Below are 20,067 nucleotides of genomic sequence, written 5' to 3' on the forward strand. Positions count from 1 at the left end.
AAGAAAAGGAGAGATTTCATGTTTAATCAAACACTTTGTTTTATAAGAAAAGATGATGAAATATTAATGCTCAATCGACAGAAAGCACCGCTGCAAGGGCTTTGGAATGGCGTTGGCGGTAAGATGACAAAAGCTGAAACACCAACCGCATGTATTCTACGCGAGATTGAGGAAGAAACAGGCCTATCCTTAACAGAGAAAGAAGTTACATATAAAGGAACGTTATCCTGGAAAATTGACAATATACACTTCGGAGGATTATACCTTTTTACCGCAGACCTCCCAGCTCATATTCTTTACCATACTCCCCAAAAAGTAGCTGAAGGTATTTTAGACTGGAAACATATTTCTTGGATTTTATCTGAACAAAACCAAGGAGTAAATTCTTTAACGAAGAAATTTTTACCCACGGTTTTACAAGAAGATGGCGTATATGAGCATACTTCCGTTTTTCAAAATGAGCAGCTTACGCAATACGGACAACAAGCGTGTGCACATATCAAATAGCCTCTGATAAAGTGAAACTTCCATCAGTGTTTTTTTTCATCCCCCACTGATGGTTAGTTGAACCAATCGGGCGCATGCCAGCAGTTATCCCCTACCTACTTTCTCACTCCTCTCTGAATCTCTCTACCTTTTTATACCTTTATAAAATATTAAAATTTTTCATATTCATAGGAATATACATTCTATTTGAATTTACTTTCTAAATGAGATACTTTCCTGTTATTATATGAAGGTGCGAAAAAAGGAATAAATGAAAACGCATAAATTATATTGAAAACGCATTTATATAATGATAGTGCTCTTCTTATTCACAGCACTACTTCATAGATGTGAAGTCATGTTTTAACAATCGGTAATCCTCTACTTCTTAAGTAGGAAATTACCGATTGTTAGAACGGAATACATTTTATTGATATAACAAGAAGGGAGTCTTGTAATGGATATTTTATTAGCACTTCTTCCTGCATTAGCATGGGGAAATATTTTATTAGTAAGTGTAAAAATGGGCGGCGGTGCATATAGCCAAACAGTAGGTATGACTATTGGCGCTCTATTCTTCGCTACAATCATGTATGCATTTACAACACCTGCATTATCTTTAACTATATTAATTGTTGGCTTTGTTTCAGGATTATTCTGGGCTTTAGGACAAGTTAATCAATTAAAAACAGTAGAAAAAATGGGTGTTTCAACAACTGTTACAATTTCAACAGGTATGCAGCTTGTAGCTACTACTATCTTTGGGGTTATCGCATTTCATGAATGGACAACTACTACTACAATCATTCTGGGAACGATTGCAATCCTTTTAATTGTGATTGGTGTTGTTTTTACTTCTTTAGATGATAAAGAAAATGCACAGCCACCTGGACAACTAAAAAAAGGAATCGTTACTCTAATTACTTCTACTTTTGGTTACCTTGTATATGTAGTCATTATTCGTTGGTACAACGTTGATGGTTGGTCGGCTATTTTACCTCAAGCAGTTGGTATGTTCGTTGGAGCTGTTATACTAACAGCTAAACATAAACCTTTCAATAAATATGCAGTTCGTAATATTTTATCTGGTTTATTATGGGGTACAGGTAACTTATTCTTATTCCTTTCTCAACCAAAAGTTGGTGTTGCAACAAGTTTCTCGTTATCCCAAACTGGAATCATTATCTCAACATTTGGTGCAATTATCTTCTTAGGTGAAAAGAAAACAAAACGCCAAATGGTATTTATCGCACTTGGTAGTGCATTAATTATTGGCGGTGCAGTTCTTCTTGGTATGACAAAATCTTAATTATATATCCTAGTTTCGGAAATGATACTTTCTGAGACTAGGATTTTTTTATGTGCAAGTCTTTTCTTTTTACAATTATCTTTCATCAATGTTATCGTTTTGTTACTACATTTCCTACAGGAAGGATTAAAGGATATGCAAAAAAAACAACGAATTTTATTTATTGGTGCCGGACGTATGGCTGAAGCAATATTTACTGGTCTACTTAAGACAAGTAAAGAATACATCGAAGAAATTATTGTATCCAATCGAAGTGATACAGAAAAACTCAAGCAATTAGAGCAACGATATGGCGTATCGACTACAAATGATTGGAAACAGTACATCAAAGCTGTGGATACCATCGTTTTAGCAATGCCGCCAGCTGCACATGAACAGTTATTAGCGGAATTATCTTCTCTTCTAACTCATCAGTTTGTAGTGACCGTTGCTGCTGGAATTGGCCCATCTTACTTAGAAGAAAAACTTCCTCAAGGTACACCAGTTGCCTGGATTATGCCAAATACAGCTGCGACGATTGGACAGTCTATCTCCTTATATACAATGGGACATTCCGTAAATGAAGAACAGCAAGAAACGTTACAACTTCTTTTAAAAGGCATTGGTACATCACAACTTTGTACAGAAGAAGAAATTCATCAACTAACTGCTGTTACTGGCAGTGCACCAGCCTTCCTTTACCACTTTGCTGAAGGTCTAATTGAAGCAACAAAAGGTTATGGGATTAATGCAGCAACAGCAAAACATCTTGTTATTCAAATGATTGCCGGTTCTGCTGCTATGCTCGAGCAAGAACAAGATCCAGCTATGCTGCGCGAACAAGTGACAACACCAGGCGGTTCAACTGCAGAAGGTTTAAAAGTTTTATATGAGTATAATTTCTCAAAGATCATTCACCAAGCAATTGAAGCAACAAATAAAAAAGCTAGGGGGAATTAAAATGAAATTAACGAGCTTACAAGATTGCACAACTTTACATAACGGCGTGAAAATGCCTTGGTTTGGTCTAGGTGTTTTTAAAGTTGAAGATGGTTCAGAAGTTATTGATTCTGTAAAAGCAGCTATCAATAACGGATACCGTAGCATTGATACAGCGGCTATATATAAAAATGAAGAAGGGGTTGGACAAGCCATTCGTGAAAGCAACATACCTCGTGAAGAACTATTTATTACTTCAAAGGTATGGAATAGCGACCAAGGTTATGAATCTACACTACAAGCGTTCGAAACAAGTCTACAAAAGCTTGGCTTAGAGTACTTAGATTTATACTTAGTACATTGGCCTGTAAAAGGTAAATATAAAGAGACGTGGAAAGCATTAGAAAAGCTTTATAAAGACGGTCGTGTTCGTGCTATTGGTGTTAGTAACTTCCAAGTCCACCATTTACAAGACGTACTAGAAGATGCGGAAATTAAACCAATGATTAACCAAGTAGAATATCACCCACGCTTAACTCAAGAAGAACTGCATACTTTTTGTAAAGAACATGGCATTCAATTAGAAGCATGGTCACCATTAATGCAAGGTCAGCTTCTTGATCATCCAACCTTACAAGAAATTGCAGCAAAGTATAATAAATCTACTGCCCAAGTAATCCTGCGTTGGGATTTGCAAAATGAGGTTGTTACGATTCCGAAATCTGTAAAAGAGAATCGTATTATTGAAAATGCGGATATCTTTGACTTTGAATTAACTGCTGAAGATATGAAAGCAATTCAATCTCTAAATGAGAATCACCGTGTTGGTCCAGATCCTGATAACTTTAATTTTTAATGTATAAGGTCATCAAGCATATGTTTGATACCTATTCGCCTTAATAAAACGATCAATAAAAAAGGTATCCCCTCACAGGATACCTTTTTCTTTATGCTTCATTTCCTCTTATTGCAGTTTGATTTTTCTTCAATGATATAGATATCTTATATCCGACCACGGCGATTATCTTTTGTCTTTTTAATTTACTTTCAATATTGTAAAAAACAATTTCTTTCTCTTACATAAAAAGATAAAAATTGGAAAAGCTTTTATTGAAAACTACTAAGGAGGCATACAAAATGAAAATCTTATTTTCAATTCTTTTAGCATTCATGCTAGTACCTGCAATGACAGGATGTACAACAACAAAACAGGATACAACTACTAATAAGAAAACGACAGAAGGAACAAAAGATGCAGTAAATCAAGATTTAAAATTAAGTTTTAATGAATTCAATTTAAAGGCAACTTATCAAGATACAAAGAAAGACTACGAAGCAGAATATAAACAGAAAAAAGCAACTGACAAACCAGAAGCAAAAGTTGACGATAGTAAAACAAATGAAAGGTTGGCTGGAGATGAAGCAATGAATAAATTGGCTCCACTCTTACAACAGCTTAAATTTGATAAGGACACAAAAGACCAAGATGTCGTTGATCAAGTAGTAGATGTATTCCAACTCGATAAAGATTATCAAAAATTCGACTTAAAAGTTGTCTTTACAGATGGAACGAAAAAAGAATATAAAATGCCAAAATAAAGTGAAACTTCCTTCTGGGAACGTTTTTTTCCCAGAAGGTTAGTTGAACCAATCGGGCTTTTACGGGCAGTTACTCCTATATACTCTTCATTTCCCTTAAATCTTAATCTGAGGAGTTACTGCACGTTAATAAGGTAAACAAAAGCAAAGCAGCTCTTTTAGCTTCCGTCTAAAAGAGCTGCTTTTATACTGTGAAAGTTATTTCTATTGATTTCGTATAACAATAAACTAACATTTTTTATGAAACCTTTTTCCATTCATTTCGTTATAGTATACTTCATATTTCTCTCTCGTAATTGGATCAAAATATATTTCACCTGTAAACAAATACCCATTTGGTACTTCTGTGCCATGATTATCTTGTAATCTTTTATCTTTTCTTTTAGCAATCATTAAAATAATAAGAAAAATAACCAGCTGTACACAGAAATATATTAAAATGCCTTTCCACATACTATTCAACCGTTTCTACAATAACAGCTGTACCATATGCTACAATTTCACTCATATTATGACTAAGACTGCCTGAATCAAAACGAACCATAATAATTGCATTCGCTCCCATCGCTGCAGCATTTTCAATCATACGATCTAACGCATATTTTCTTGCATCCTCAAGCATTTCTGTATACTGTGAAATCTCTCCGCCAAATAAACCTTTGAATGCAGCTATAATATCTTTTCCTAAGCCTCTTGCCCGTACTGTTAATCCAAACACAGTTCCTAACGTCTTTTTTACTTCATAACCTGGCACACTTTCCGTTGTTACAACAATCATTTCATTCAACCCCTTTAAAATTTATTATTATTATCAATAATGATAATAATATATGCAAAGAATGTCAAATATTCCTCTATCTTAAAATTTATTTACAAAACAACGAAAAACCCCCACCTATCTTCGATTTCTTAAAATCTTGAGGTGGGGGTTTTATAGTCGTTAAGTGCAAAATATAACTTTGTTTGTAAACAAAGTTATTTTGCTCCCTGCTCTTCTTTTTTAAAACGATCATAATAATTAACTGCTGTAGAAAAATGTACTTCAACATCACGAATTAACGCAGAATTTTCTTCTTTCGCTAATTGCGCTAATTTTTTCATCGCCTGCTCTGTTTCATTTAAAAAACCTACATACAAGTCGTTTTCCCTTTCTTTTGATTTTGGAACCCGAATTTCTTTACGCACATTCTCAATATCTGCTAACGTATTTTCTGTTACCTTTTGTACGTCTTCTTTAAACTTCGGAGATTGTAATGTGCTTGCAGATCCTTCTTTAGCTTCTTTCCAAAGCTCCATAGCCTGATTTAATTCGTCATCAATTTTTTTCTCATATTGACTATGTACGGAATTATACACTTTCACATCTTCCGGATTGTCTTCTTTATGATCTGTTTGTTCTACTTTTTCTTTCGTTTCTTTTTTTGCTTCTTTATCACTAGTACATCCTGTTAATAGTAATGCACTACTAAGCAGAATCGCACCCCAAGCTTTTTGTTTCATTGCAAACTACTCCTTTTATCCACTGTATTTCTTCTATATATTATATCGACAATGAGTAGAAAATTACACGTTTCTGCTTTCTTTTGTACCCATAACGATATTCTTTTCACAATATTGTCACCTTATCTACATTACTTATACTAAAAACCTATACGACTACTACCTTTAAAAAGAAAGTTTGAACATCCTTACACAAAAAGATGATATAGCATATTCAGTCACAAAAGCAGGGTAATCTATTCCTTTTAATTAAAAAATTGTAAAATCATACAATATGCTATTTTATACAATTGGGGAGGTATAACATTTTGTTCTTTTCGAAAGCAATAGACTTATATGCCTTATATGGTTTGCATAAGAAACGCAGCAAAGAATTTCAATTTTCTTCTCTTCCTAGTAAAGTTTTAGAAACGAAAGACATCCAAGAGTTTTATAAAACCAATTCAATCAATATTCAATTTGAAATAAAAGATTTTAATAACCAAAATTATACTATTGGTAAATTTGAATATAAAAGCTCAATTCAATCTGGTATTTCATGTAATGATATTGTGACTGGAGAGGCTTTTTTACACCAAAATGATGCCTCACCTAATATTATTTTTGTCCATGGTTGGAGAATGGATTCAAATGAAAGAGTAAAAAAAATATTTCATAATCAAATAATGAATTTGAAATGGAATATGTATTATTTTACGCTACCCTATCACTTCGAAAGAAAGCCAGAATGTTCACTATATAGCGGAGAATACATGATTAGCGCCAACATTGAACGAACAGTCCAATCATCTCAGCAAGCTGTAGCTGATTTAAGAGGATTAATACAATGGATTAAGAAAAACAAACAAGGACCGGTAATTTTAGTCGGTATTAGCCTAGGTGGATTCATTACAAATTTAATGGCTTTAGTTGAATCTCAAATTGATGTACTAGCTTCTATTTTTTATGCCAATCGTCTTTCTTATTCTATTTGGAATACAAAGCCTGGGAAATATATTAAAGCAGACTTACAAGAACACGGAATTACTTATAATGATTTAATACAGTATTGGAGAATTACAGAACCTAACCAAACTGTTCCAGTAATGAACAAAGACAACATCCTGTTAATTTCCGCCAAAAACGATCAGTATGTCCATATCGAAGACACTGATTACTTATGGCAGTCCTGGGGAAAACCTACACGATATGTATATAATGGCGGACATACTGGAATTGTCCTTAATCGCAAAAGAATTGCGACGGATACCATCAACTTTATCCAAAAACGAATAGCTGGAGAAAGAAACCATTATGCAATGGATTCAATAAAATGAAACTTCCGTCGGTGGGGGTCTTACTGTCCCAAAATAGCGGGATAAACTAATTTTAAAAAAACTATCCACCTATTGTAGTGGATAGTTCCTTTTCCCCTTATATTCTTCATTCCTTTTAAAACAAACGATCCTTTCTACTGCTTATGCACTATACAGCTTTCTTCGTCTCTTTCAACACTTTCATACCAGAAACTGCTTCTGCATATTTTGCTTCATCAAATTCATTTTCACTCTTTGCAACAATCATCGTAGCAATCCCGTTTCCAATTAAGTTTACAATAGCTCTTCCTTCACTCATGAAGCGATCTACTCCAAGAAGTAGTGCTAATCCTTCCAAAGGAATAACCTTTAATGCTGATAAAGTAGACGCTAATACAATAAATCCACTTCCTGTCACACCTGCAGCTCCCTTAGACGTTAACATAAGCACTAAAATAATTGTAACTTGCTGCCCAATTGTTAAATCTATACCAAATACTTGTGCTAAAAAGACAACTGACATGGATAAATAAATAGACGTACCATCAAGATTGAAAGAATAACCTGTTGGAATAACGAGACCAACAACAGATTTTGAACATCCATATTGCTCCATCTTATTCATCATTCTTGGCAGTACAGATTCAGAAGAACTTGTTCCTAATACAATTAATATTTCATCCCGAATAAACTTTAAATAATTCCATAAACTAAATCCATATATCTTACAAATAATATTTAAAACAACAAAAACGAATAGGAACATCGTTATATATACTGACATCATTAATTTTCCAAGTGGCACAAGCGACGCAAGTCCAAAGTAACCGATTGTATATGCCATAGCACCAAATGCCCCGATCGGTGCAGCCTTCATTACATAGCCAATAATGTTAAAGAATACGTGTGAAAGTTTGTCTAAGAAATCAATCACTGACTTTCCTTTTTCTCCAAGAGCCGCTAGCCCTATACCAAATAAAATCGAAAAGAATAATACTTGTAAAATATCACCTTTTGCAAACGCATCAACCATATTAGAAGGCACGATATGAGTTACAAAATCAATCCAGTTAATGCCCTGTCCTCCGCCTTGTGTATATTTTGATACGTCCCCTTTTGCAAGTTCATTAAAGTTAAGACCTTCCCCTGGCTTTATAATATTTACAACAATTAAACCAACAATAAGTGCAAATGTCGTCACCACTTCAAAATAAATAAGAGCTTTTCCGCCGACCTTACCAACCTTTTTCATATCTCCCATTTTGGCAATACCAAGTACAATTGTTAAGAAAATAATCGGTGCAATTACCATTTTTACAGCATTGATAAATGTATCACCTAATGGCTTCATTTGTTTACCAACACTTGGCCAAAGTAATCCAACTAACACACCAAGCACAATAGCCGTTAATACTTGAAAGGTTAAATTTTTAAAGAGTCGTTTCACCTTTTTCTCCCTCCTCTAATTTTATAAACTTTTCTACCCCTTTGTTTCTAACATAATGATAGCGTTTACATTAAAAAGAGAGAAGTTTATGGTCATAACGAATATTTTGTTCATTTTGGTCTTAGTTTTTCATTTCATGAAACACATAGCGATTAATTGGTCTTCCAACTCCACCATATTGAACCGCCAAATGAATTACACCGCTTTTTTCTAAATAATCTAAGTAACGCCGGGCCGTAACTCTAGCTATCCCAATTGCACGTGCCACTTCTTCGGCAGAACGAGGCTCTTCTTGCTTTTTTACATACGTTACAATTTCATTTAATGTAAATTCGTTCAAGCCTTTTGGCAAATTGCTCACTGTTTTCTCAGAACGCCCAGAATATAGTAATAAATCTAGTTGCTCCTGCGAAATAACCCCAGAATCTCTCAAACTCGTTCTATATTGGCGGTACTTCTCTAACGCTTGCTGAATACGATACAGCTTAAAAGGCTTAATAATATAATCTATCGCTCCATTTTGAAGCATGAGTTTAATTGTTTCCCTATCTTTAGCAGCAGACACAACAATTACATCTGTTTCTAATTCTTGCTTTCGAAATTCCTGCAGTACTTTAATACCATCCTTTTTAGGCATAAAGATATCCAAAATAACAAGATCTGGATTCATTTTTTTGACAAAACGAATCCCCTCCTCACCATCGCTTGCAACAGCTATTACTTGAAACCCTTCTACACTTCTTATAAATTCTTTATTCACTTCCTGAACCATTGGATCATCTTCTATCAACACTACTTTAAATTCCTCTTTACATGCCATACAATTCCGCCTCCATCTCCATTGGAAAAGTAATGATAAAAGAAGTTCCTTCATCTTGAAAAGATGAAATCCTAATTTCTCCTCTTCCCTTTTCAACAATTTGTTTTACTAGAAAAAGACCATAACCTGTCCCGCTACGCTTATTCACAGTAAACCCTTTCTCATATACCCTTGGTAAATGCTCTTCTTTTATTCCGCAGCCATTATCTTCAATTAATATCGCACACACGTCCTCTGACTGCTCAATACTAATATCAATTCTTTTATTCGCGGCCTCAATTTGTTCAAATGATCCGAATGCATTTTCTATTAAATTTCCTAATAATACAACGAAATCGTGTTGATCTAATTGGTATGGAAAAGCCTCCAAATAACTATTTTGATCAATAACCACTTGAATTCCAAGCTCTTTTCCTCTACTAACTTTACTTAAAAGCAGACCTGCAACGGCATCATTTTTAATTGTTTCATTTAAAAAATTTGTTACATTTTCCTGTTCTTCTGAAGTGTTATATGCAAGTTGTAATGCCTTATCAGCTTTACCGAGCTGAATTAAACCTGCTATTGTATGAAGCTTATTCATATGCTCATGACTTTGCACACGCAATGCCTCTACAAAGTTCTTCACTCCAGTTAATTCTTCCGCAAGCTTTGTTACTTCGGTACGATCTTGGAAAATTGCTACAGCCCCAATTAATTCATTCCCCTTCTTAATAGGGATACGATTACTTAAAATAACCTGTCCGCTGACTTTTATCTCTTCATTGTATACTGCCTGATTTTTCTCCACGATTTCTGGAAGCCTTGTATCCTCTAATACTTTACGAATAGGCTTTCCTACAACATCTCCATCTACATGAAAAACTTGCTTTGCTTTCTCGTTGAAAACCGTAATAATTTCTTGATTATCAATCGCAATCACACCCTCATTCATGGAATGAAAGGTTGCTGTCCTTTCCTCAAGTATTCGTTTAATTTCATATGGCTCTAACTGAAACATTTGTTTTTTTATATGATTGGCGAGCATTAATGAACCTATCAATCCAAATATTAAAGTTAATATGACTATAAAAAGAATTTCTCCTCGTAATTCAACCATAATCCCCCAAAAGCTTGGTATTTTGTTTCCCACAACGACAACACCAATTTGGTTTAAGTCTTGATCTTTAATAGGCATAAACGCACGAATTACAGTACCTATTTCTCCCTTTGCTTTTGAAAAATAAATATGCTCTGCAAATGCTGGTTCTTCATCTGCTCCTTTTGAAGGTTTCCCGATCATTTCTTTCACAGGATGCGAATATCGAACTCGTTCCATATTCATAACTACAATATAATCTGTTTCATTAATTACTCTAATCTTTTCAATAACAGGATTTAATGTAACCCATCCATTTACTTCTTGAAGAGCCCTCTTTACATCTGACATTTCTGCTACCGTTCGCGCTGTATTCATAGATCTAATTCTTAATTCTTTCTCTTCTTTTTGTTGAATATTTGCGATTATAATCCCTCCACTAATCATGAGCGAGAATATAACTACTGCATAAGAAAGAATCGTAATTTTCCAACGGATTGGTAATTTTCTCACTTTTGGCCCTCCTTTCCTCAAAAAGCATCTTTACGAATAGAAATCTTCTCGATATGCTTACAATAACAACCTCAAAAGGAGAACTAAGATGAAAAAAGCAGCTACTTTTATACTCCTTTTCATCACTTTAATTGCAAGCGCTTTATTTATTAAATATCAGAGTTATTTTTCTCAAAATACACTCTCATACGATGATGAACAAGAAGGACTAGAAGACCAAATCGTCTTTAAATTTAGCCATGTTGTAGCCGAAAACACACCAAAAGGACGTGCTGCCAACAAATTTGCTGAACTCGTTAATGAAAAATCAAATGGTAAAATAAAAGTAGAAGTCTTCCCTAACGGAAGCTTATATTCTGATATAGAAGAATTTCATGCTTTAAAATCTGGGCAAGTACAAATTATTGCTCCCTCTACATCAAAACTTGGAGCGTTCTCCCCTGAATGGGGCGTACTTGATTTACCATTTGCTTTTTCAAGTTATGAAGCCTTACAAGAAGGCTTAAACGGAAAAATTGGGGAACAATTACTTCAATCCTTACAAAAAGATGGAATAAAAGGGCTTGCCCACTGGTCCAACGGCTTTAAACAAATCACTTCAAATAAAGGGCCCATTTATACACCCGAAGATATAAAGGGACAATCTTTTCGCATCATGCAAAGTAATGTAATCAAATCCCAATTTGATTTATTAAAAGTTCACACATATCAAGATTCATTTAATTCTACATATCAATTAATTGAATCAGGAAAAGTTGATGGCGAAGAAAATACCATTTCAAATATCTACTCTAAAAAATTCTATAACGTTCAAAACTATTTGACAATTACTAACCATGGGTATTTAGGATATGTTGTCATGATGGATCAAAAAACCTGGGACAAACAAACGAAAAAAACAAAGCAAATATTAATGGAAGCAATGGAAGAAACGACTGCTTGGAATAATCAACAATCCATTCAAATGAACAAAGAACAACTTGAACTCATGAAACAAAACTCATCGATTCAAATTCATGAATTAAACGACGAACAACGAAAAGAATGGGAAAAGACACTATCACCTATATACGACCAACTTGCTCCTACGATTGGAGAGAATTTGGTAGAGGAGTTAAAGGAATTACAGCGGAAGTACGAAACACAGGTTCCGTAATAGTAAAACTCATAAATATTCAAGGATAGATGCCTAAAAAATCCGTCCTTTCTTAAGATAATACCTTCAGCCATCTTAAGAAAGGACGAATTTACTATTATAACAGGGAATCCCAAATCATAATTACATGCGAACGTTTCGCACTCTCGAAACTCTTCAAATCGCGATGAAGAAAAAGTAGAAGCGAAATCAAGTGGATTTTCCACAGTATCAAGACATCAGGAATGATTGACGTGAATCCACAGTGTTGTTAAAATTATTGTTAGAATTAATGTGAAAGGATTCACAATATTTGACCTTCATTGTGAAATCATTCACAAGTATCACCTCTAAATGTGAAGAGTTTCACAATATTTAACTCTTATTTCTTTAAAAAACATTTTAAAAAGGAGTTGTGCGTTATGAAAAGAATCGTAACACTGAGCACTCGTAAACTGAAGGATACCGCAAAACATGGTGGATGCGGCGCATGCCAAACATCTTGCCAATCAGCTTGCAAAACGTCTTGCGGAGTTGCAAATCAGAAGTGTGAAAACACAATGAACAGATAGGAAATAAGAAATGTACCGCCCAACTGCTTTCCAGATGGGCGGCAATTTTTATTCCGCTATTCGCGGGCAGTAAAATACCTATCGGTTCAACTAACCACCAGTGGGAGAAAAAATCCCACTAATGGAAGTTTCACTTTATGGACAAAAGGAGTTTGATTATTAAGCATGATTCATCAATATAAATTAAATGGATACAACATCGTGCTCGATACCTATAGTGGATCGGTGCATGCTGTCGACGACCTCGCCTATGAAATTATCGCGCTTTATGAGAATACTCCTGCGGAAGAAATCGTGACAATGATGCTAGAAAAGTACACACATGATTCCAAAATCTCCGAGGAGGACATTCGCGAAACAATCGCGGATGTCGAAGAGTTAAAAAATGATGGGCAACTCTTTACTGAGGATGAATTTAAGGACCTCTCAATTGATTTGAGAAATCGTCAAACTTATGTAAAAGCTCTCTGCCTCAATGTCGCGCATACCTGTAACCTATCATGCGAATACTGCTTCGCCAGCCAAGGAAAATATAACGGAAACAGAGCAATCATGAGCTATGAGGTTGGACAAAGAGCCATCGATTACCTATTAGAAAACTCCGGGCATCACCGAAACCTCGACGTCGACTTCTTCGGTGGAGAACCACTCATGGCCTGGAAGGTTGTCAAGCAGATTGTCGCTTACGCAAGAAGCAAAGAAAAAGAGTATAAAAAGAATTTTCGTTTTACCTTCACTACGAATGGCATGCTGCTGGACGATGAGGTCACCGATTTCTTGAACGAGGAAATGTACAATGTAGTACTAAGTCTTGATGGAAGAAAAGAGATTCATGATCACCTTCGCAAAACCGTCACTGGAAAAGGAAGCTACGATTATATCGTTCCGAAATTCCAGGAATTCATCGAAAAGCGTGGAGACAAAGAATACTATGTACGTGGAACCTACACTCGCAACAATGTCGACTTCACCAATGATATTTTTCACATTGCAGATCTTGGTTTCGACAAACTCTCTATGGAACCGGTCATCTGTGATCCACGTGAACCATATGCGCTCACTGAGGAGGACCTCCCAGAGATTTATAACCAGTATGAAATTCTCGCCAAAGAAATGCTGGAGCGCGCGGAAGAAGGCAATGGCTTCACCTTCTACCATTACATGCTTGACCTCTCAGAAGGTCCTTGCATCCAAAAGAGAATTTCCGGCTGCGGCTCAGGAACTGAATATCTCGCTGTCACACCATGGGGCGAGCTCTTCCCTTGCCATCAGTTCGTCGGCGATGAAGAATACAGCATGGGAAACATCTGGGATGGAATCACAAAACTAGAGACGCAATGCCAATTTAAAGAAAACAACTGCTACTCGAAGCCGGAATGCCAAGACTGCTGGGCGAAACTCTACTGCAGTGGCGGTTGCCCTGCCAACGCGCTGCATGCAACCGGCTCCCTCAAGGGAACTTACGACTTCAGTTGTGACATCTTCCGCAAGAGAGTCGAATGTTCCATGATGGTCAAAGTAGCCGAATCTATCAGAGCTATGGAACAAAGTGAACAGGCCATAGTTGAATAAACATAGAGATGCAACAAAAGGCTGGGACATAAATCAGAAAAAAATCTGGTTTATGCTCAGCCTTTTTGAAAATATTTCAATGTCTTTGTTTAAATTTAAGAATTCACATCTGATATGTCTATCCTTAGAACAGCTTAAATCTATCTCTAAGAACAAGAATGATAAAAACACTTTTTTCAGTCTAAAATACTTTGTATGTAATCGAAAATACCGTTAACATAACAGCCAGAGGTATCATGAATTTTGTCCGTTTTTGACTCACTTCCCCCTTACATCTTTCTATAGACAGTTTAACGTATTTCCGAAAGAAGTCCCCATCTTCAAACGCGTAACGGGCAATAGCCCAGCGGTAATGTGGGGATGAATTTCGATTAGGCACAGCCTAACTCACTTGTAAGAACAACCAATTGTTATTGTGGTGGATACATTCCATATCTGATATATTTACCTGCTTATAAGATTTAGATGGGTTTTGTATATATTGTCCGTTGATATCTTGTACGTATACCATTTTCCCTGTAAACCCTGTCACAAATCCTACTTGTCCAAATCCTTTCATCTTATCACCTAAATAAATTCCATTTACATGTGGTGTATTTTTCTTGTTTCGGTTTGCATTTCTATTTTTCATTTTTCTTCCTTTTCTTGCAGTTGCTTCATGGAGGGAACGTTTTTTCTTTCTAAATTGTTTGATACGAAATTCACCACTTTTGTCATATTCTTGTAACTGTTTTGGTTTGGTAATCGCAATGGCGTCATTTACATGTGTTTTTGGTAAACGCAACTCTTTTCGTATCGGTGTTGTGTAACTGCCATACGTAATTTCACAATCTAAGCGTTTCATGATTTGCAAACGCAGTATATTCATAAAGGCCGTCTCTTTATATTGTTTTGGTTTCTTGAAATTGTGCTTGATTTTCCCCTGATGGAACTTTTGATGGCATTCTTCATGTACTGTTACAAGATTATCTGCCATATCTGAACCGCCGTTGCATCGTTCGATGATATGATGCGTATGCAAGATACCACCTTTTTTCTTGCAAATTTGACACGTATAGTTGTCTCTTGCAAATACGTAATATCTTGTATTCCAAAAGCCAAAGGCATCTCCTTGTTGATATTCTGTTCCTTGTATGTCAAGTTTTTTTAGTTTTTGCGCATCGAATTTTCCTACTTCGACAATGACTTTTGGAGATGGTAAGAGGAATTTGAATTTCTCTATCCAATGAATAACATTGTCGATTCGACTTTGAATGGATGGTGGGAGCCAGCCTTCTTTCTTTTTTCGGTTCAGAAAACGTGCTTTTCGGTAGCGGGTTTTACGTTGTCTACGACTTCTACGTAGTGTAGATCTAAGGATCAGATTCTCTTTGACGTCTTGACGTAACTCAATGGTTCCTTTCGCAAGTACTTGTTCTTCTGTTGTAATTGCAATGCCTACATACTTTGCACCACTATCAACACCGATTGTAACAGGTTGTATAGTTTCACCAGTAGGGTATAGCAGTTGAATGGTAAATGGTGTGTATTTCAAAATCTTTGCTTTTCCTTGTTTGAGAAGAAGACGTGCCTTACGAGGATTGCAAGGCATAAGCGGTTCTCCTCGTAAATTCTTGACAAATACACGCATGTTTTGTCCCTCCTAAGAGTTTGTTTCCCTTCGCCAATGTTTGTAGGTGTTGGCAACTTCTTGTATAAGAAGGCTTCTGGTTGACCGTTCCTTCCCAATTAGAACTGTTACAGAGCCATCATAGAGCCAAAAACTAGAGAATCATTCTTGGGTATGCAACCTACGAACGGAGTCTATAAAAGACTAAGGCTAGACAACTAGGGCTTTTTACAAGCCTCCACTTCAAAACGCGTTAGCGTTTAAGTGGTGGGTGGTTGACTCCAACACACTGAGAAGAAACTAAAAAGGTTGTGGTAAAATTAAAAAACTTTGTAAGTTTGTATTCCATATAAGGAGGCAGTTTAATCTTGAACCCAGTTAATGATCATCTAAAAAAAGGTTTAAAAATTTTGTTTGTCGGCTTTAATCCAAGCATTCGCTCAAGTGAAACAGGGCATCACTTCGCTAATCCTAATAATCGTTTTTGGAGAATTCTCCATGAAGCGGGACTAACACCGAGAAAATATGATGCTTCGGAAGACTATAAATTATTGGATTTGGACATGGGCCTTACAAACATAGTAGCAAGACCAACTAAGGCAGCAGATGAGATTACCAAGGAAGAGTATAAAGAAGGAAAAGAAATTTTAAAACAGAAAATTACACAGTTAAAGCCGGAAGTAATCTGTTTTGTTGGGAAAGGCGTTTATCAAGAATATAGCGGCCGAAAAGTAGCCCCATGGGGACAACAGCCTGAGCCAGTCATACCTGGAACAATTGATTTTGTTGCCCCTTCCTCAAGCGGGTTAGTAAGAATAAGACTTGAAGAAATTGTGAAGATCTATAAGCAGCTGGCTCAATTAGTATGCAAGTAAGACATCAGTAGTTATTTAGTACCGTCGTTTTTGTGCATTGAACTACTCCCACCTATCTTCTTTGTTTCTCTCTAAATCTTGAGGTGGGTGTCTTACTGCTCACGAATAGTGGGATAAACAGGCGGGCCTAGTTCCGATGACAACGGTGGCATCCAGTTCATTAGAACGGGCCACCTGCGGTATCACCCCATTACGAGCGAAGATCTCAACAGTTTGCTTTGCCTGCCGTTCACTAGTCTCGACCAGCAAATGACCGCCAGGTGCCAGCCACTCTGGCGCCGCCGCCGCCACTCGTCGCTGGACATCGAGCCCGTCCACACCTCCGTCGAGTGCCACACGCGCCTCATGTATGCGAGCCTCTGGGGGTAGCATCCTAATCACCTCAGTAGGTACGTAAGGTACGTTAGCAACCAGGATATCGACGCGGCCCCGCAGTGTGGCGGGCAGCGGCTCGTAAAGGTCACCTTCATACACGTGCCCCCCAGCGGCAGCGACGTTGCGCAAGGCGCACCGCACCGCGGCTGGGTCAATGTCGGAGGCATGTAACTCAATTCGTTCCTGCGTTGCGGCCAGCGCGGCGCCCAACGCGCCCGAACCGCAGCACAAGTCAACCACGACGGCTCCTTGCCTGGTGAGAGCGGCAGCCTGGCGAACGAGAAACTCAGTACGGTGGCGGGGTACGAAAACGCCCGGGTCCACCGCTATCCGCAGACCGCAAAACTCCGCCCAGCCGATGACGTGTTCGAGGGGCAAACCAGCTACTCGCCGGTCCACCATGGCGGCGAGATCTTCCAGCGTCCGAGCCGCAGAAATAAGCAACCGGGCCTCATCTTCGGCGAAAACACAACCAGCAGCCCGAAGCTTAGTAACGATGACTGTACAGACGATGTCTCCATAAAAACCGCCACAATTGACTTTATCGAAGCTCAAAGATGCTTTCCTTGAGTCCATAAATTCCCTCATTCCCCTCTTCATAATCTATCCGTTAGCTTAGTGAATTAAATTGAAGTTCTGTTTAACCTTTTTTTCAGTCTACAACTTTATTTTCATCAGACACTTGGAGATGGAATTTTTCTTATTACTCTTTATAAAAAAACACACCAAAAGAGATGTCATCATGAGATCCCAAAGGTGTGTTTTTAAGTGACTTTATATTAAATTAAATAACTTTATTGTCACTCAACATCAAAACGACTAAAATTCGTTTTGATGTTTGTTTCTCCTATAATTTTGTGAATTACTTTTTTTCCATGACCGCAAAATAATTGTTTTCATTATCAGCAAAGTTAAATACTCTACCAGAAGGCATACTTACAATTTCTCCGACTGTAATTTCTTTATCCGAAAGGTCTTTATATAACTTATCAAGATTTTCCGTGAAAAACATCATCGAAGGGGTATTAAGATTTAATTCAGGCTGCATTTTAGCAATGAATTCCTTATTGTGAAGAATGATACTCGTTCCTGCTTCCTTTGTTGGAGAAATTTCAATCCATCTAAATCCTTGGCCGTTATCTTCTTCAGAAATTACACTAAACCCTACTTTTTCTGTCCAAAATTGCAATGCCTCATCTTGGTTATTTACATACAGCATAATTTGACCGACTTTATTAATCATTTACTTCCCCCACTTTCTTCTAGTTCAGTTAATATTGATTTTTCGTTTGAGCATTTCATTATACTTTAGTAGTAATATCATATAACTGCTTAATGATTATATCAAATGTAAGGCCTAAACAATTTTTTCTCTAAATCTTGAGGTAGGGGTCTTACTGCCCGCGAATAGCGGGATAAAGTTTGATTATTTTTGTAATCCTTATCCCATTAAAACGCCCGATTGCGGAAAATCAACAATATTATTAAAGGTGTACTGAAACTCCCCTCTTAAATATCTATATCAATAATCTTTCAATTCAATCTCATTGGAAGCTTTCACTATCATTTTCGTAATCATCTTAAACATTACACCCATAAGGATAGGTACACGCAACATGAAATTGCGCAGCAAGATTTTGGAGTTTGAGCTTTCGATCATGCCTCCAGCAGCTGTTAGCCCTATTTTTTGATTTTTCTCAACAAACTTTCTCATCTCTTTTTCATAGGCAACAAAGGCACGGTCGTAATTGCCTTGCGCAGCTTTCAGTTCACCAGCTAGTACATAAGCTCCGACAAGTGCGAGGCTAGAACCTTGACCCGAAAGTGGTGATGGGCCATACGCCGCATCACCTACCAATGTAATCCGCCCCTTTGACCATGTCGGCATATGAATCTGACAAATCTCATCAAAGTAAAAGTCTGTCGCCTCTTTCATAGTTTTGAGTAGATGCGGAGTTTCCCAACCCGTATCACCTTGGAAAGCATTGTCTACAAGTTTCTTTTGGGCTTCCACATCATAGCGATCGTACTTCAGTGTCTCTGATTTGAACACGAACATACCCTTTGCTTCAGTACTATCACGGGCACTATACATACCTACAGTTTTGCCTGGCATCGTATAAAGCAGCTGGCGGTGGTCAAGGTTAAGGTAATTCTCGAGGGTAAAAATCGAGATATAACAGCCGAGAGTACGTTTAAATTGTTCTTTGTCACCAAAAATTAAGGTGCGTACATTGGAATGGAGCCCGTCCGCACCGATGACCAGATCGAATGTCTGCGGCTTGCTAAGAATAAATTGGACTTCTGCACCTGCTTCAGTCTCATGTATAGCGGTAATCGAATCGTCCCAAATATATTCGACCGTATCCTTGGTCAAGTCGTACAAAATATTACTAAGGTCCTCGCGCATGATTTCGATATCCAGCCCCTGCTGATTCCCCATACTCGCTTCGCTTATTTTACCTTCGATTTTGCCTTTGCTGTTCACGAAGTAAACACCAGTCATGTGCGTGTCAGCTGCACGAACTTGATCGAGTATCCCCATCCGCTTAAGCACCGTACCGGCTACACCACGAATATCAACACCATATCCACCTGGGCGCAATGCGGGCGCACGTTCTATTACAGTCACATCGAAGCCGTAGCGGTGAAGCCAGTAAGCTAGTGCCGGCCCAGCAATGCTCGCACCAGAAATAAGGACGCGCGTCGTTTGTTTTATAATGCTTATTCACTCCTATCCTAATTAAGGTCATAAAACATATTCACAGTATATTCAAGGCCTATTTTATTTATGTACCGCAGCAAAATCATAGGAATCTAATAATCTAACAAAATATCTCAAAAATAGCTAAACTCAAAAATGGAACAATAATTTTTCTTTTTTCATTTTCTTACCCCTTTTGTTTCAATTTGGTGAAATCTGTTTAATTATAAAAAAGGAATGTTGAATTATTTTTCGAAAAT

At 37.1% G+C, this 20,067-nt stretch carries 20 protein-coding genes; 10 read left to right on the top strand and 10 right to left on the bottom strand.

Features of this window, described 5'->3' with window-relative positions; genetic code table 11:
- Positions 1 to 18: 18 nt before the first annotated feature.
- The 5 genes from LRP84_RS15410 (at position 19) to LRP84_RS15430 (ending at position 4,312) form a co-directional block, all read left to right on the top strand.
- Positions 19 to 507, top strand: coding sequence for an NUDIX hydrolase (locus LRP84_RS15410; RefSeq protein WP_230575889.1), 489 nt, complete (start codon positions 19 to 21; stop codon positions 505 to 507).
- Between the two features lie 436 nt (positions 508 to 943).
- Positions 944 to 1,795, top strand: coding sequence for a GRP family sugar transporter (locus LRP84_RS15415; RefSeq protein ID WP_230575890.1), 852 nt, complete (start codon positions 944 to 946; stop codon positions 1,793 to 1,795).
- 135 nt (positions 1,796 to 1,930) lie between these two features.
- Complete coding sequence (gene proC / locus LRP84_RS15420; protein WP_230575891.1) at positions 1,931 to 2,734, top strand: pyrroline-5-carboxylate reductase; 804 nt, start codon at positions 1,931 to 1,933, stop codon at positions 2,732 to 2,734.
- A 1-nt stretch (position 2,735) separates the two neighbouring features.
- Entirely contained in the window at positions 2,736 to 3,569 is an 834-nt protein-coding gene (gene pgoN, locus LRP84_RS15425; protein ID WP_230575892.1) for a glyoxal/methylglyoxal reductase, read from the top strand.
- A 281-nt stretch (positions 3,570 to 3,850) separates the two neighbouring features.
- On the top strand, positions 3,851 to 4,312 hold the full coding sequence (locus LRP84_RS15430; protein WP_230575893.1) for a YusW family protein: 462 nt from the start codon (positions 3,851 to 3,853) through the stop codon (positions 4,310 to 4,312).
- Positions 4,313 to 4,540: 228 nt separating this feature from the next.
- Here the strand turns inward: LRP84_RS15430 and LRP84_RS15435 are convergent, their stop codons facing one another.
- The 3 genes from LRP84_RS15435 to LRP84_RS15445 form a co-directional block, all read right to left on the bottom strand.
- Positions 4,541 to 4,765 (bottom strand): hypothetical protein, encoded by a 225-nt coding sequence (locus LRP84_RS15435; RefSeq protein ID WP_230575894.1) that lies wholly within the window; start codon positions 4,763 to 4,765, stop codon positions 4,541 to 4,543.
- A gap of 1 nt (position 4,766) precedes the next feature.
- Complete coding sequence (locus tag LRP84_RS15440; protein WP_230575895.1) at positions 4,767 to 5,090, bottom strand: YbjQ family protein; 324 nt, start codon at positions 5,088 to 5,090, stop codon at positions 4,767 to 4,769.
- 197 nt (positions 5,091 to 5,287) lie between these two features.
- A complete protein-coding gene (locus tag LRP84_RS15445) occupies positions 5,288 to 5,812 on the bottom strand; it encodes a hypothetical protein (RefSeq protein ID WP_230575896.1) in 525 nt (174 codons plus the stop codon).
- A 308-nt stretch (positions 5,813 to 6,120) separates the two neighbouring features.
- Here LRP84_RS15445 and LRP84_RS15450 point away from each other — a divergent pair, with 308 nt between their 5' ends.
- Positions 6,121 to 7,128 (top strand): alpha/beta hydrolase, encoded by a 1,008-nt coding sequence (locus tag LRP84_RS15450; protein WP_230575897.1) that lies wholly within the window; start codon positions 6,121 to 6,123, stop codon positions 7,126 to 7,128.
- 148 nt (positions 7,129 to 7,276) lie between these two features.
- On the opposite strand, the gene dctP is transcribed toward LRP84_RS15450, so the two are convergent.
- The 3 genes from dctP to LRP84_RS15465 form a co-directional block, all read right to left on the bottom strand.
- Positions 7,277 to 8,554: a C4-dicarboxylate transporter DctP gene (gene dctP, locus LRP84_RS15455; protein ID WP_230575898.1), complete on the bottom strand. Its 1,278-nt coding sequence runs from the start codon at positions 8,552 to 8,554 to the stop codon at positions 7,277 to 7,279.
- Between the two features lie 121 nt (positions 8,555 to 8,675).
- Positions 8,676 to 9,374: a response regulator gene (locus LRP84_RS15460; RefSeq protein WP_230575899.1), complete on the bottom strand. Its 699-nt coding sequence runs from the start codon at positions 9,372 to 9,374 to the stop codon at positions 8,676 to 8,678.
- Positions 9,364 to 10,965, bottom strand: coding sequence for an ATP-binding protein (locus LRP84_RS15465; protein WP_230575900.1), 1,602 nt, complete (start codon positions 10,963 to 10,965; stop codon positions 9,364 to 9,366). Before LRP84_RS15465 ends, LRP84_RS15460 begins: the two co-directional genes overlap by 11 nt.
- A gap of 88 nt (positions 10,966 to 11,053) precedes the next feature.
- Here LRP84_RS15465 and LRP84_RS15470 point away from each other — a divergent pair, with 88 nt between their 5' ends.
- The 3 genes from LRP84_RS15470 to scfB all read left to right on the top strand — a co-directional run bounded on the left by LRP84_RS15470 (position 11,054) and on the right by scfB (position 14,244).
- Positions 11,054 to 12,121, top strand: coding sequence for a TRAP transporter substrate-binding protein (locus LRP84_RS15470; RefSeq protein ID WP_230575901.1), 1,068 nt, complete (start codon positions 11,054 to 11,056; stop codon positions 12,119 to 12,121).
- A gap of 401 nt (positions 12,122 to 12,522) precedes the next feature.
- Positions 12,523 to 12,672 carry a six-cysteine ranthipeptide SCIFF gene (scfA, locus tag LRP84_RS15475; protein ID WP_230575902.1) on the top strand — a complete coding sequence of 50 codons (150 nt, stop codon included), beginning with the start codon at positions 12,523 to 12,525 and terminating at the stop codon, positions 12,670 to 12,672.
- A 165-nt stretch (positions 12,673 to 12,837) separates the two neighbouring features.
- On the top strand, positions 12,838 to 14,244 hold the full coding sequence (scfB, locus tag LRP84_RS15480) for a thioether cross-link-forming SCIFF peptide maturase (RefSeq protein WP_230575903.1): 1,407 nt from the start codon (positions 12,838 to 12,840) through the stop codon (positions 14,242 to 14,244).
- A gap of 382 nt (positions 14,245 to 14,626) precedes the next feature.
- Here scfB and iscB read toward each other — a convergent pair whose 3' ends face one another.
- Positions 14,627 to 15,874 (bottom strand): RNA-guided endonuclease IscB, encoded by a 1,248-nt coding sequence (iscB, locus tag LRP84_RS15485; RefSeq protein ID WP_230575904.1) that lies wholly within the window; start codon positions 15,872 to 15,874, stop codon positions 14,627 to 14,629.
- A gap of 347 nt (positions 15,875 to 16,221) precedes the next feature.
- On the opposite strand from iscB, the gene mug reads away from it, so the two are divergent.
- A complete protein-coding gene (gene mug, locus LRP84_RS15490) occupies positions 16,222 to 16,728 on the top strand; it encodes a G/U mismatch-specific DNA glycosylase (protein WP_230575905.1) in 507 nt (168 codons plus the stop codon).
- Between the two features lie 99 nt (positions 16,729 to 16,827).
- Here the strand turns inward: mug and LRP84_RS15495 are convergent, their stop codons facing one another.
- From LRP84_RS15495 to LRP84_RS15505, 3 genes are all read right to left on the bottom strand, one after another.
- Entirely contained in the window at positions 16,828 to 17,679 is an 852-nt protein-coding gene (locus tag LRP84_RS15495; protein WP_230575906.1) for a putative protein N(5)-glutamine methyltransferase, read from the bottom strand.
- Between the two features lie 286 nt (positions 17,680 to 17,965).
- Positions 17,966 to 18,346: a VOC family protein gene (locus tag LRP84_RS15500; RefSeq protein WP_230575907.1), complete on the bottom strand. Its 381-nt coding sequence runs from the start codon at positions 18,344 to 18,346 to the stop codon at positions 17,966 to 17,968.
- 279 nt (positions 18,347 to 18,625) lie between these two features.
- Complete coding sequence (locus tag LRP84_RS15505) at positions 18,626 to 19,822, bottom strand: FAD-dependent monooxygenase (protein WP_230575924.1); 1,197 nt, start codon at positions 19,820 to 19,822, stop codon at positions 18,626 to 18,628.
- Between the last annotated feature and the right edge of the window lie 245 nt (positions 19,823 to 20,067).

Source organism: Bacillus rhizoplanae (assembly GCF_917563915.1).
Taxonomy (GTDB): domain Bacteria; phylum Bacillota; class Bacilli; order Bacillales; family Bacillaceae_G; genus Bacillus_A; species Bacillus_A rhizoplanae.

Coding starts and splice junctions, on each gene's coding strand:
- LRP84_RS15410 (WP_230575889.1), top strand. CDS start 19: ATGTTTAATCAAACACTTTGTTTTATAAGAAAAGATGATGAAATATTA.
- LRP84_RS15415 (WP_230575890.1), top strand. CDS start 944: ATGGATATTTTATTAGCACTTCTTCCTGCATTAGCATGGGGAAATATT.
- proC (WP_230575891.1), top strand. CDS start 1,931: ATGCAAAAAAAACAACGAATTTTATTTATTGGTGCCGGACGTATGGCT.
- pgoN (WP_230575892.1), top strand. CDS start 2,736: ATGAAATTAACGAGCTTACAAGATTGCACAACTTTACATAACGGCGTG.
- LRP84_RS15430 (WP_230575893.1), top strand. CDS start 3,851: ATGAAAATCTTATTTTCAATTCTTTTAGCATTCATGCTAGTACCTGCA.
- LRP84_RS15435 (WP_230575894.1), bottom strand. CDS start 4,765: ATGTGGAAAGGCATTTTAATATATTTCTGTGTACAGCTGGTTATTTTT.
- LRP84_RS15440 (WP_230575895.1), bottom strand. CDS start 5,090: ATGATTGTTGTAACAACGGAAAGTGTGCCAGGTTATGAAGTAAAAAAG.
- LRP84_RS15445 (WP_230575896.1), bottom strand. CDS start 5,812: ATGAAACAAAAAGCTTGGGGTGCGATTCTGCTTAGTAGTGCATTACTA.
- LRP84_RS15460 (WP_230575899.1), bottom strand. CDS start 9,374: ATGGCATGTAAAGAGGAATTTAAAGTAGTGTTGATAGAAGATGATCCA.
- LRP84_RS15470 (WP_230575901.1), top strand. CDS start 11,054: ATGAAAAAAGCAGCTACTTTTATACTCCTTTTCATCACTTTAATTGCA.
- scfA (WP_230575902.1), top strand. CDS start 12,523: ATGAAAAGAATCGTAACACTGAGCACTCGTAAACTGAAGGATACCGCA.
- scfB (WP_230575903.1), top strand. CDS start 12,838: ATGATTCATCAATATAAATTAAATGGATACAACATCGTGCTCGATACC.
- iscB (WP_230575904.1), bottom strand. CDS start 15,874: ATGCGTGTATTTGTCAAGAATTTACGAGGAGAACCGCTTATGCCTTGC.
- LRP84_RS15495 (WP_230575906.1), bottom strand. CDS start 17,679: ATGGACTCAAGGAAAGCATCTTTGAGCTTCGATAAAGTCAATTGTGGC.
- LRP84_RS15500 (WP_230575907.1), bottom strand. CDS start 18,346: ATGATTAATAAAGTCGGTCAAATTATGCTGTATGTAAATAACCAAGAT.